The organism is Paenibacillus pedocola (assembly GCF_031599675.1).
Lineage (GTDB): Bacteria > Bacillota > Bacilli > Paenibacillales > Paenibacillaceae > Paenibacillus_AQ > Paenibacillus_AQ pedocola.
On record NZ_CP134223.1, the window covers coordinates 1,274,616 to 1,287,176 of the forward strand.

The following is a 12,561-nucleotide window of genomic DNA, read 5'->3' on the forward strand; positions in this document are numbered from 1 at the left end:
ATTGCAATACCGCGGAAGGTTGTATCAGTCGGTACAAAATAACAATGACCCGCAGATTAGGACGCTTGCGCGATGTCCTCGCAGGAGGTTTTACGTTATTTTCGTTTATTGAACGGGAATGATTATGAACATTCTATTAGTGGAGCTTAATAACATAGGGACAGCGAAGGAGAGTGAATATGCAGCGTTCCAAAGGAATTATTATGGCCTCCGGGGGAGCTTTGTTATGGGGAGTCTCCGGGACTGTAGCACAGCAGCTGTTCCAGCAGGCGATGCTTCCGGCCGCTTGGCTTGTGACGGTAAGATTGTTAATTTCAGGCGTGCTGTTCCTGCTGCTCTGCCTGCGCCAGGAAGGTTCGTTCATCTGGCGGGTGTGGCTGGAGCCAAAATTCACCGTACAAATGCTGCTGTTCGGATTGTTCGGCATGCTGGGCGTCCAGTTCACTTACTTTGCTTCTATTGAAAACGGCAATGCCGCAATCGCAACGCTGCTCCAGTACCTGGCCCCGCTGTTCATTCTCCTTTACACGATGGTCTGGAAAAGAACACGGCTCGCGCTGCTGGATATCGTTGGTGCATTCCTCGCGCTTACGGGTACCTATCTGCTGCTTACCGGCGGAAATACCGCACAGCTGACCGTGCCCCTAGAAGGCTTCTTCTGGGGAATTTTATCCGGTGTATCTCTGGCCTTCTACACCCTGTATTCTGCTCCGTTGCTTAAGAAGTACAGCACTACTCTGCTAATGGGCTGGGGGATGCTTACCGGAGGAGCCGGGATGAATCTGATTCACCCGTTCTGGTCTGTGCCGCCGGTAGATTGGTCACCCTCCATTATTGGAGCTATTCTGTTTGTGATTGTGCTCGGGACGCTTGTTCCGTTCTACCTGTACATAGCCAGCCTCCGCCATATCGCTCCCCACGAAGCCAGTCTGCTCTCCTGCACGGAGCCGGTTTCGGCCATTGTATTCTCCGTTATTTGGCTGTCCGTACCATTCAATGTTGTCCAGGCCATAGGGGCTGGAATGATTGTTCTGATGACCCTCCTGATCTCCCGCAAAGCGGCTGGAAAATAAAACGAACGAAATTTGCACAGCCCGCCAATATATAGTGTAAGCCTGAAGGGGGAATGGCGGATGAAGCATAAAGATGAATATTCGCAGCTCATTGAGCTCTCGCTAGCCGGCAGCGGTGAAGCTTATGGTGAGTTATACGAGGCGACCATTCGCGATGTCTACAGGACCGTGCGTTTCCTTGTTTCTGAGCCGCTGAATGCAGAGGATGTGGTGCAGGATATCTATATCGAGCTGCACCGCTCGCTGGGACAGTATGATCAGTCCCGCGATTTCAGACCCTGGCTGATGGGGCTGGTCATGCGGCAGATCCGTGCTTACCGCCGCAAGGGCTGGAAGCATCTCCGGGTGATCAAGAAAGCGGAGCATACCCGAGAGAGGGTGGAGTATGATTTTGCGGGTGAAGTAGCAGACCGTTTATCCAACCGTGAACTTCTGGAGAACGTGAACCGGCTGCCATTCAAGCTGAAGCAGGTCATTATTCTGCATTATCTGCAGGAGTATTCCCAGGAGGAGGTAGCTGCCATCTTGGAGATTCCGCTGGGAACCGTCAAATCTAGGATCCATGCCGCGCTGCAGAAGCTGCGCCAGAAACGTCAGGCTGACATCATCCGAATCAGAAAGGTGGAGGATATCCATGAGTCTTGAGCATGATCTGCGGCAGGCGCTTCAGAAGGAAGCCGAAGGCTGGAACGCTCCACCTGAACTGAAGGGCAGAATCCTTAGCGGGATTACGCCAAGTCAAGGGGGAAGACGTATGAAGAAATGGCTTGTGGCCACCATTGTAGCTGCTGCATTATTAATTCCTACCGGAGCTTATGCCGGATATACTTATTTGGCGGATTCCGTCTACGGCTCACAGGAGCATTTGGTGCAAATGGGCGGAACCCGGGAAGGGTATGATCATCTTGAGGCCAAACTGCAGCAGGCAAAAAACAGTTTGAGCGAAGAAGATTTTGCCGCACTAACTGCATTGCTGCATCAACTTGGCGCCTATAACCTGAAGATTGCCGATGCGGAAGGGGTGCTTCATCCGGAGAAGCTAAGCAGTACAGATCAGGAGAGCTATAAGGAGCTGACCCTAAAGCTTGAGCCTTATTTTCAGAAATTAGAACAGACAGAATCATCTGTAAATACGGTGGACAGCAGCACATTTTGGGACCAGCAGCTGCTCAAAGGAGAACAAACCTTCAGCGGTGAAGAGCTGGCCAGCTTCAAGCAGCTGATAAGCGAACTTAAAGCTTTTAACAATCAAATAACCGGTCAGGACGGCAGCACACATCCGGAGCGGTTAACGGAAGAAGAGTCAGCGCGGCTTAAGCAGCTGTATGAAGAACTCAATCCTTATTTGAAGCAGCTTGGTATAATGATCAAACCGGGCTCATAAATCGCAGAAAAGGGCCGCCGGCTTTTAGCCGGCGGCCTTTTTGTTACATTCAGTACTGTAATTGTTCCTAGTTCTCCGTAAAGTATGCATACAAGCGGATTTTTATTCATTGATGCACTGAGTCTAATGTCCTATATTTTGACATATACCTCTAAAATATGTACGGGAGGTAATGAAGATGGATAATTTTGAGTTCCTCCGCAAGCAAATAGAAGCGGAACGGGCCAGATTAAATCAAATGGAACAAACATATGGCTTGCTTCACCCGAGTGTGATCAGCCAATCCATGAAATTGGATGAATTAATAAATACATATACAAGGCTGGAATGCGGTGAAAAGTAGAACTTGCCTCATCCGGCACTGCCGGTGCTCAACTATCGTTTTATGCCTTCGAAAGCAGCGGTCGTCAAATATTTGACAAAAGCTTCATCGAGGGTATCCCCTGTAATTAAAAGCCTGTAGAAGATAGGGCCGTAGAGCAGATCAATGCAGCTTCCAATATCCAGGTCCGCTTGTAATTCGCCCCGCGTAACGCCCCGCTCCAATAACTGGCGCGCCTCTTGACGGCGGGGGGCAAAGAATCTTGTCCGGTAGGCTTCAGCCAGACCGGCATCGAATTGTCCCTCGCCGATCAGCTCCGTAATCACCTTGCCCTCGCGGCTGCGGAGAAACACCGCCAGATTCGTCGCATGAATCACAATATCCTGCTGAACCGAACCTGTATCGGGTACTGGCAGCCTTGCTGAAGCCGCGGAGAGATAGCCGTCCATAACTACGGCTGCCTTATTAGGCCACCATTTATAAATGGTGGCCTTGCTCACTTTGGCCCGTTCAGCGATTTTTTCTACAGTTACCGCACCAAAACCGGTCTCTAGCAGCAGCTCGTACGATGCCGCCAGAATGGAAGCCTCCGCTTCGTTATTACGCGGCCGTCCTCTTTTTTTATCCATCCCTATTCCTCCTGGTGAATATTCACTCCAAATCCGCTACTAAACAAAACTATACGTACATTATACAAAATTAATCATGATAATAGCCAGTCTGCGATAGGGAAGCGTCTGAAATAAGCAGTCTCAAATATTTTTTTACGTGTGCCTATTTACAAAACTGAACGTTCAGTATATTATAAAGCCATAATTAATAAACTATACGTACAGTATTTAAAAATGAAAGGTGGAATTCTTATGAATCAGGTAAGTCAATTGGACCGGGTACATCAGGCAAAGGACAGTTTGGAGAGCCAAACGATCCCCGCCTGGATTACTTTTCTGCTGGCAGCCTCGTGCGGACTTATCGTTGCCAACCTCTATTATGCCCAAACGCTGATCGGTCCGATCGCGGCGGCTACGCATCTATCTTCCGGCGCAGCAGGTCTGATCGTGACTCTGACTCAAATCGGTTACGTGCTAGGCCTCTTATTCGTAGTTCCGCTCAGTGACATCATTGAGAACCGCCGTCTTACGGTAATCTCGCTATCCGTCGTAGTGGTTGCGCTGGTCGCAGCCACACTGGCTTCGAATGCAGCCCTGTTCCTCGGAGCGTCGCTCTTTATCGGGCTCGGTTCGGTAGCCGCCCAGGTTCTGGTGCCGTACGCCTCCTTCTTAGCTGCGGAAGAGCATCGCGGCCGGGTAGTGGGTAATGTGATGAGCGGGCTGCTGCTTGGAATCATGTTCGCCCGGCCCTTGGCCAGCTTTGTCTCGGGACTCTGGGGCTGGCATGCGATCTATGCCATTTCGGCGGTAGTAATCGCCCTTTTGACTATTCTGTTATCCCGTGTTCTGCCGCAGCGCCAGCCCGTTCCTTCAATGAACTATGGCGGTCTGATCCGCTCCCTCGGAACCCTGCTGAAGAATACACCGGTACTGCGCCGCCGGGCGATTTATCAAGCCAGTCTCTTCGGAACCTTTAGCCTGTTCTGGACGACCGTGTCTCTGCGGCTGGCAGATACGTATCATTTGAGCCAGCAGGGGATTGCGCTGTTTGCACTGGCTGGTGTGGCGGGTGCCGTCGCCTCTCCGATTGCCGGGAGATGGGCTGACCGGGGCTGGACCCGTCCGCTTACCGGTCTTGCCTTTGTGCTTGCAGCCGTAGCCTTTTTAATCGCTTATTTGTTTCAGAATGATTCCAGGGTGACCCTTGGGCTTCTTACGCTGGCGGCAATTTTGCTGGACATGGGCGTTTCAGGAAATCTGGTGCTGGGCCAGCGGGCAATTTATTCCCTGGGCAATGAAGCAAGAGGACGGTTGAACGGATTGTTCATGGCGATTTTCTTCGTGGGCGGAGCCATTGGCTCTTCGCTGGGTGGCTGGTCGTATGCCTACGGCGGCTGGGGAATGACGACATTGATCGGGCTGGCGGTGCCGGTTCTGGCCTTCCTGTACTACCTGACTGAGAAAAAACAAGCATAGACCGACAGCGTAAAGTATGCGCTATTCAAGGAACTGCTCTCCGGGCTGAACTTCAGTCTAGAGGGCAGTTTTTTTTATTCAAAATGTCCGCAAGCAGAATAGCTAAGTCCTTCTGTCAGGTGCAACATAATCCGCATACAGCAGTGAAATAATCCACGATACTAGAGGAGATGTCTTTTTGGCTAAATTTCGCCCGGCTTGTAATGAAACTCCAGTGTCAGCGTATTAGCTGGGGTAAATCACTTGGCCCGGTGAAAGCTGCAGGAAAGGAGAGCTTGAAAGATGCAAGAGCGCGCATTGTTACAGTCTTTTTGGCACAAGAGTATCAAGGAAGAGAGGCCTGCAGAAGCAAATACAGACAGGCTGTTCACTACGATTTTTGAAACCTACTATTCCAGAATATTCAATTATACCGCTTACCGCGTCAGCTGCCGGTATACGGCGGAGGATCTGACCAGTCAGGTTTTTGAGAAGATGTTATCCAAGCTGCACAGCTACTCCCCGGAAAAGGCACCGTTTGAGGTGTGGCTGTTCGCCATCGCGAGAAATGTCGTGAACGATTACTACAGGAGCCGGAGAAGATACCTTTTCTTCCCGCTGGAGGCTGTCCGCGAGCTGGTGTCAGGCAGACAAGCACCGGAGGAGCACTTGCTGGAGGGGGAACGCAGCGGCAGACTGAATCTCGCACTGGACATATTGACAGCAAAAGAACGGAATATCGTGGCGCTTAAGTTCGGAGCGGATCTGAAAAATAAGGAGATCGCCCGCCTCACCGGAATGTCGGAGAGCAACGTTGGGGTCATTCTCTACCGCAGCATGAAAAAGCTAAAGTCTGAAATAGGGAGCGTGGACCAGCTGTGAAAACCAAAGACAAGATACAGGAATTCGCAAGGGATCTCGACGAGGGTCTCCATCTCGAGCATCCATCCTGCTGGAACGAATCAGCGGAATCCCTTGAGCTGCTGGAGCTTGGCAAGGCATTAGCCGGGCAGGACTTCAGCAATTCCCATAGGGCGGCTGTGCTTAGCAAAGTACAAAGCAGCGCCAACTTTAAGCAGGAGGTAACAAATATGAAAATGAAGTCCAGCCTCAGACGTCCGGCCATGATCCTGGCTTCGATTTTGATTGCCGGGGGCTTAAGCATTAGCTTTGTCAAACCGTCCTTTGCAGAGGAACTGTTTGGCAGAGTGCTGCAGAAGATTAATCTCGGGAATATCATTGCCAGTGAAATGGACCCCAATGTGGCGCCGCCTTTTCCGGAGGAGTGGAAGGGTAAGCTGTTTGACAAGGAGGGTAATGTGATTACTTCCTTTACAAAAAAGCTTGGAGAGGTCTATAACGCCGACGGGGAGCAGATCGTTAATTTTGACGGCGACAAGCTGATTACGAAGAGCGAGCAGGAACAGCGCGATAAGGAAACCGCAGAGCGTATGCTGGCTGTGAAAGGCCAGGCCGAGCTGGATAAATATGCTTTATTCAAAGTAAAGCTGCCTGAATATTTGCCGGAAGGGTTTGTTTTTGACCATGGTGGGTTCTATACATCCGAAGAGGGTGTCGTGAACGGCAAATACCTTACTTTGTTTTTTACCAGTAAAAATGAGGGACAAGACATCACAATATATCTCTGCATTTCCGACAAAGAGACTGCCTACGAAATTTCGACCAGCGGCAAAATGGAGAAAGTAAAGGTGAACGGCTTTGACGCCGTAATGATGAATAATAGAAGCCTGGATTGGGAAGCAGACGGTGTGCTGTATAACATCGCAACCCACGGGCTGGAGCCATCCGAGGTATTGAAGATCGCGGAGTCGATCCGCTGATTGTTGAATAGAAGAAGACCTCCCGGCGGGAGGTCTTTTTTGGGTCCTTTATAGAAGCAGCAAGAAATGTCCTGTCCTGAGTGACAGGGCTTATTATAATTATCTTAATCGTTGCAACGAGGAAGTGAAACAGTTTGGGATATATAGAATATCTACAGAAGACCATTGATTACATCGAAGAAAATCTAAAAGGAACGATTTCCATTGAGGAATGCGCGCAGCAAGCAGGGTTCTCCAAATTTCATTTTCACCGGCTGTTTGGCATTCATCTTGAAGTCACTTTGATGGAATATGTCCGCAGGAGACGTCTGGGTTATGCGATGCTGGAGGTGATGAATGGCAGGAAGATCCTGGACATTGCGCTGGACTACGGATACAGCTCGGAGAGGACGTTCAGCAGAGCCTTTCAGCAGGAATTCGGCCAGTTGCCGAGCAGCTGTAGAAATGCGGGATACGCTTTGCCGCCTAAGCCGGTGCTGCAAGAGCAAATCAACCATTTACGGGGAGGAATTATAGTGAACTATTTAAGTGACGTAACTATTAACAGCCTGGACGCAATGGATGTAGTAAGCGGAGTCAGGATCAGCAGTAATCCTGAAGATGAGGTGATAGCGGCTGTCACCGGATGGGCTAATAACAGTGGGATTAAGGCGGGTTCAAGACAGTTTGGCTTTGATGTGCCCGTTGATGACGAAGACCAGAAGAAGGGGCTGCGGGGCTATGAATATTGGGTGGTCGTCGAGAAGCAGCCCGAAGCTCTGGAACCAGAACTTCGATATAAACATGTGGAAGGCTGCAAATATGCGGTGCTGCGGATTACTGAGCCGATGATTGATCCGTTTGAACGTATTCCGCTGGGCTGGAAAAAACTAGCCGGATGGGTGAACAGTAAAGGCTATAAAACCTCCTGTGACCATGAGCGTTTCTGGCTCGAGGAGAAGCTGGAGGTCGGTGATTCCGTTTATATGGATCTTTACTTTCCGATCGAATAACAGGCATCAGCATATATTGCAGCGGTGCGCACAGAAATGCCGCCATATATTCGATATCCCACCGGGCCTGCCGCATGAAAATTTCGAATTGTCCGGCCAGAGACATAAAATGTCGTCCATAAATAGAAATAGAAATAGAAATAAAAAAGAAACCCAAGCGCAAATATGGCCTGGGTTTCTTTTGGGATATAGTGAATGTAATACCGTGAGAGAAGCGGATACTTACTCGACGCGGAATTTAGAGGCTGATTCTGCCAGGTTTTTAGTGAGCTGGTCAATGGTTTCTACCATCTCAGCCAGTTGTTCAATGGTGGAGGATTGTTCCACCATGGTAGCGGTAACTTCCTCCACCGAAGCAGAAACCTCTTCACCGGTAGCCGAGAGGCTTTGAGCCGAATCGAGAACGTCGTCCTTGTCTTTTTGCATATGAGCAATTTCGTCGGCCATCGATTTAATTTGATCCGTGATGTCCGTGATTTTGTCCAGAATGGTTTGGAATGCCTCCTGGGTTTGTCCAACGAGCTCATCCTGCCGGGCGGAGATGTTATTAATCACAATTACGCTATCATTATTTTCGGCGACAAAATTAAGATTTTGTTGAATGATATCATAGATTTCATTCGATTGCTTCGAGCTCTGCTCAGCGAGCTTCCGGATCTCGGAGGCCACTACAGCAAAACCTCTCCCGTGTTCCCCGGCTCTTGCGGCTTCGATCGATGCATTCAGCGCAAGCAGATTCGTTTGAGCAGCGATTTGATTGATCGCTCCTGTAATATTGCTGATGCTGTTGGAGCTTTCCTGAAGTTTTACTGTGATCGCCGAGATTTTCTGGACCTCTTGTTCATTCTTGTCACTGATCTGAATTAAACCATCAACGACCTGATTGCTTGTATGGAAGACCTCAATGATTTCCTCAGCTCTTTGTCTGACGGATTGCGCATTATCGTTGATCGCAGCAAACTTCTCACTGAATCCATAGAACTTATCGACTATGTGCTCAGTATCATTGGACTGCAGTTCCATCGCCTGGGCAATACCCGTGGAGGTTACCGAGGTTTCATTAATGGAGCGGGCAGTCTGTTTAGAAGTCTTCTCCAGTTCATTGGTGCTTGTGTTGAGCACGGAGATAGAAGTATTCATATTGGTGATGAGCTCTTTATTTTGCCGGACCATGGTATTGAAGCTGTCAGCCAAATCCTTGAACTCACTTTTAAAACGGCCATCGGCACCTACGGTCAAATCTCCGTTCGCCAATGTTTTGAACAGCGAGGTCAGCTTTATGACAGGCTTGGTAATAGAGCGGGACAACAGCATACCGAAACCAATGGCGACAAGCAGGGCGACAACCGTTACAATGAAGATTTTCATCAGCATATCCTGAATAGGACGTTTAATATCAGCGTAGGAATCGATAACGGAAATGGTAAGATCGGCCTTTGGGGTTTTGTTGATTCTCAGATATTCGCTCTCCAATTCGACGGACTGCGTAACCAGCTCATCCGTTGCCCTGATCGCCAGAAAATCATTCATCCCTGGAGTGCCGGCAAGACTTTGTCCGATCCGTGTAGGGTCGGTGGAGTTATATAGGATAATCCCGCTCCGGCTCAAAATCTCTATTTTACCTTGGCCATTAATCTTAATGTTGCCCAGTTTATCCAGGAAGAAGCTGCTGTCTACGGTCATGGCGAAGACACCAATAACCCTGTCATCCAAATCTTTAATCGGCTGGGAGAATGCAATTAATAATTTATCGCTGCTTTTGGACTGGATGGCATCGCTGATAAAGGATTGACCCTTGATGGCTTCTGTGAAGTATTCACGGTCTGCCCGGGACTGCCCTATGTTGTCTGTGTTTGTTCCTGCAAGAATAGTTCCTTTAGAATCCAAAACAAGTAAGGAGCTAATGCTGCTTTTGTCGTTCATGCTTTCCTGAAGGATTCCGTTTGCTTTTTCATAGTAAGGATTTTTTGAAGAAAAAAACTCTTGCTCCGATAGAGTTCCCTGTGCCCTAAGATTCAATAGCTGTTTGAAGGTATTATGCACTGAAATTACATAGGAGGTCTGCTCCTGCAGCTGCATTGAAGTCCAAAGCCCTTCACCTATACGGTCCCCGTTTGCGTTTATTTCGTCTTTGCTCTTTCGGAGCAACAGATCCGAGGAGACATAATAAACCGTTACTGATGTCGCCAAGAGGACTACAGCAACTAGCAGGCTTAATAAAATAGGAAGCTTAACCCTCAGCGAGTTATTGCGTATTTTATTAGATATTATTTTTATTTTCCCCATAGTGTTCATTCTCCTTTAGCTTGTTAGATACCCTGCAGACAGGCACGCTACATTATCGGCTGTGAATAGATAAAATTTTAATGAGAAATATTTCCAATGTAACCTTCCGGTTCTAAGTTAAGAGGATGTGTGTGCTAGCAATCTAGTTATAACAAGTATTTGTGTAAGCAATATGATACAAAAATAAATAAATCTGAAGTCTTTGAGCACTATGTTATATGTAATATAGAGATATTTTTTCCTATGTTATAATTGGCGAAAATGATGCTGCGGGGGCTGAAATGCGTTGAATAACCAAAATGAAACAGGTCATGAACAGTTGCTGGAATCTTTAAAAATATCACTGCCGCTAGTGCAGCACTTATTTCCTATTGATGTGATGTTCGCCCTGGCAGATGTGGAGAAGTTTATCTACTATCTTCCGGGAGCTGAGCTGGATATCCGCATTCAGGAGGGGATGCCCATCCCGCCAAGCGGAGGAATCCGAAAGGCGCTGGAGACCGGTGAGACGGTTAGTGCCGATATTCCCAAAGAAATCTACGGCTGGCCCTTTAAGTCAACCTCTATGCCGATCCGGAACGGGGAAGGGGCGATTAGCGGTGTGTTTACCATTGGCATCAGCCTTAGCAATCAGGAAACCTTAAGCGATGCTGCCAACTTACTGTCTGTGACCTCCGAAGAGATCAGCTCGACCTCGGAAGAAATTGCGGGCACGGCTTCTGATCTGGCGAACATTGTAAGTGATCTGAAGGGGCTCGGCCAGACTGTGGTTGAAGAGCTGCATAAGACCGATGAGATTCTGGATTTCATCAAAAAAGTGGCCGACAACTCTAACCTGCTTGGTCTTAATGCGGCCATTGAAGCGGCGCACGCCGCCGAGCACGGCCGGGGCTTTGGCATAGTGGCGCAGGAGATCCGAAAAATGTCCGTTTCCAGTGCCTCATCCGCCAAAGAAATCACCGGTATCCTCGATAGAATCAAGAAGAATATTCATCAGATGGACGCAACGCTGCTGGAGTGTCTGGCACAGAGTGAGCGTCAGGCTGCGGCAACAGAAGAAATTACGGCCTCGATGCAGGAGCTCGCTGCCTCTGCAGCAGAGATTGAAAAGATTGCCCGGCTGATCTGAAAAAATACGTACCTGAAACCCAAGCCCGCGTCCATCGCGGGCTTTTTGGCGCGTCTGGACGGCCGCCCGTGATTATCCTTCCTGCTTGTCATGCCCGTCTGCATAATGCAGGCAAGTCCCTCATAGACATGTACTAATCAATGCTTTTCAAAACAGGTTAAGGGGATGATGTCATGCGCCGGATAACATGGGTACTCGCGATCATTATGAGCGTGGCCCTGGTGCTCGCGGGATGCGGGAAGAAGGATGCCGCGTCTGTGGTCAAGGATTTAAACGATGTGTCTGACAAGCTGGAGAGCAAGCAGGGTGCCTATCAAGGTTCGGGCACGATGACCCTGTATACCGGTGAACAGCCGCAGGAGTATAAGGTGGAAGTGTGGTACAAGAATCCTTCGTATTACCGGATCAGCCTCTCGAATGTGCAGAAGAACGTAACACAGATTGTACTTCGTAATGATGAAGGTGTGTTCGTACTTACACCAAGCCTCGGCAAAAGCTTCCGCTTCCAGAGCGACTGGCCGGACAGTCAAGGCCAAGTTTATCTCTACCAGACGCTGCTCCACGGCATTACCGCCGATAACAACCGCCAGCTGACCGAGGATGGAGACAATTATGTGTTCGAAGTAGCGGCGAATTATCAGAGCAGTGCACTGGTGCGTCAGAAGATCTGGCTGGCCAAAAAGACTTATGAGCCTAAGCAGGTGCAGGTCTCCGATTCCGAAGCCAAGGTTGTGGTGGATGTGAAGTTCGACAGCTTCAAGTTCGATCCGGAGTTCACCAAGGATTCCTTTGATATGCAAAAGAATATGGCAACCGGCACGCCTTCCGAAAGCACGGTAGCCGAGGTTGACGAAAACGGCAATCCGGTGAGCGCACCGGCTGAAGAGGAAGTGGCGGGCCAGGTTACCGCCGAGCTTGGCGATTTCGGAGTGATTGAGCCGGATTACATACCGGCAGGCGTTAAGTACAAGGATTATCATAAAATTGAGGGCAGCAATGATCATGCGGTGCTCATCCGTTATGACGGGGATTATCAATATACCATTATGGAAGCCCGTCCGCTGGACCGTGCCGTATCGCTGGCTCCGGGAACCCTGATCGATCTGGGATTCACCGCAGGAGTACTTACGGGTGATGAACAACAGACCCTAACCTGGATGAACGACGGTGTAGAATTCCGGATTACAAGCGCAAACCTTCCGGTGGACGAAATGATGCAAATTGCCGCTTCTATGGAGGCACAATCGGGTAAGTAATAATCAGTAGGCGGATACTGCGCATTGTGGGAGTCTTTCCTCTACAAGCCGTATCCGCTTTTTCCATTATTTGGCGAACTCGGGCCCGCTGCGGAATCTGCAAGAAGATAATGCTGCTTACATTGACAGCCGCCTTCGATTAGCATTACCATTGGCAGTAAGACCAAGTTCATTGCGGCTATCCGCAATGACGTTTTACTACAATGTAAGAA

Annotated in this window: 12 protein-coding genes; 10 read left to right on the plus strand and 2 right to left on the minus strand. The window is 49.1% G+C overall.

All coding sequences use genetic code 11. The features are described 5' to 3' along the window. Positions 1–179: 179 nt before the first annotated feature. The 4 genes from QU597_RS05485 to QU597_RS05500 all read left to right on the plus strand — a co-directional run bounded on the left by QU597_RS05485 (position 180) and on the right by QU597_RS05500 (position 2,800). On the plus strand, positions 180–1,073 hold the full coding sequence (locus QU597_RS05485; RefSeq protein WP_310831725.1) for an EamA family transporter: 894 nt from the start codon (positions 180–182) through the stop codon (positions 1,071–1,073). Between the two features lie 60 nt (positions 1,074–1,133). Beyond that, on the plus strand, positions 1,134–1,718 hold the full coding sequence (locus tag QU597_RS05490; RefSeq protein WP_310831726.1) for a sigma-70 family RNA polymerase sigma factor: 585 nt from the start codon (positions 1,134–1,136) through the stop codon (positions 1,716–1,718). Next, on the plus strand, positions 1,708–2,457 hold the full coding sequence (locus QU597_RS05495) for a DUF3600 domain-containing protein (protein WP_310831727.1): 750 nt from the start codon (positions 1,708–1,710) through the stop codon (positions 2,455–2,457). Before QU597_RS05490 ends, QU597_RS05495 begins: the two co-directional genes overlap by 11 nt. Before the next feature lie 178 nt (positions 2,458–2,635). After that, positions 2,636–2,800: an aspartyl-phosphate phosphatase Spo0E family protein gene (locus QU597_RS05500; protein ID WP_082451569.1), complete on the plus strand. Its 165-nt coding sequence runs from the start codon at positions 2,636–2,638 to the stop codon at positions 2,798–2,800. A gap of 32 nt (positions 2,801–2,832) precedes the next feature. On the opposite strand, the gene QU597_RS05505 is transcribed toward QU597_RS05500, so the two are convergent. Next, positions 2,833–3,408: a TetR/AcrR family transcriptional regulator gene (locus tag QU597_RS05505; RefSeq protein ID WP_310831728.1), complete on the minus strand. Its 576-nt coding sequence runs from the start codon at positions 3,406–3,408 to the stop codon at positions 2,833–2,835. A 234-nt stretch (positions 3,409–3,642) separates the two neighbouring features. On the opposite strand from QU597_RS05505, the gene QU597_RS05510 reads away from it, so the two are divergent. From QU597_RS05510 to QU597_RS05525, 4 genes are all read left to right on the plus strand, one after another. Further along, entirely contained in the window at positions 3,643–4,866 is a 1,224-nt protein-coding gene (locus QU597_RS05510) for an MFS transporter (protein WP_310831729.1), read from the plus strand. A 282-nt stretch (positions 4,867–5,148) separates the two neighbouring features. Next, positions 5,149–5,727, plus strand: a complete 579-nt coding sequence (locus QU597_RS05515; protein WP_310831730.1) for a sigma-70 family RNA polymerase sigma factor — start codon at positions 5,149–5,151, stop codon at positions 5,725–5,727. Further along, on the plus strand, positions 5,724–6,686 hold the full coding sequence (locus QU597_RS05520) for a DUF4367 domain-containing protein (protein ID WP_310831731.1): 963 nt from the start codon (positions 5,724–5,726) through the stop codon (positions 6,684–6,686). Before QU597_RS05515 ends, QU597_RS05520 begins: the two co-directional genes overlap by 4 nt. 134 nt (positions 6,687–6,820) lie before the next feature. Beyond that, on the plus strand, positions 6,821–7,678 hold the full coding sequence (locus QU597_RS05525) for a helix-turn-helix domain-containing protein (RefSeq protein WP_310831732.1): 858 nt from the start codon (positions 6,821–6,823) through the stop codon (positions 7,676–7,678). Positions 7,679–7,900: 222 nt separating this feature from the next. On the opposite strand, the gene QU597_RS05530 is transcribed toward QU597_RS05525, so the two are convergent. Further along, positions 7,901–9,964, minus strand: a complete 2,064-nt coding sequence (locus QU597_RS05530; protein ID WP_310831733.1) for a methyl-accepting chemotaxis protein — start codon at positions 9,962–9,964, stop codon at positions 7,901–7,903. 286 nt (positions 9,965–10,250) lie between these two features. Between QU597_RS05530 and QU597_RS05535 the strand changes: the two genes are divergently transcribed. Together QU597_RS05535 and QU597_RS05540 are read left to right on the plus strand one after the other, a co-directional pair. Further along, complete coding sequence (locus QU597_RS05535; protein ID WP_310831734.1) at positions 10,251–11,093, plus strand: methyl-accepting chemotaxis protein; 843 nt, start codon at positions 10,251–10,253, stop codon at positions 11,091–11,093. Positions 11,094–11,266: 173 nt separating this feature from the next. After that, positions 11,267–12,349, plus strand: coding sequence for an outer membrane lipoprotein-sorting protein (locus QU597_RS05540; protein ID WP_310831735.1), 1,083 nt, complete (start codon positions 11,267–11,269; stop codon positions 12,347–12,349). The last annotated feature ends 212 nt before the right edge of the window (positions 12,350–12,561 follow it).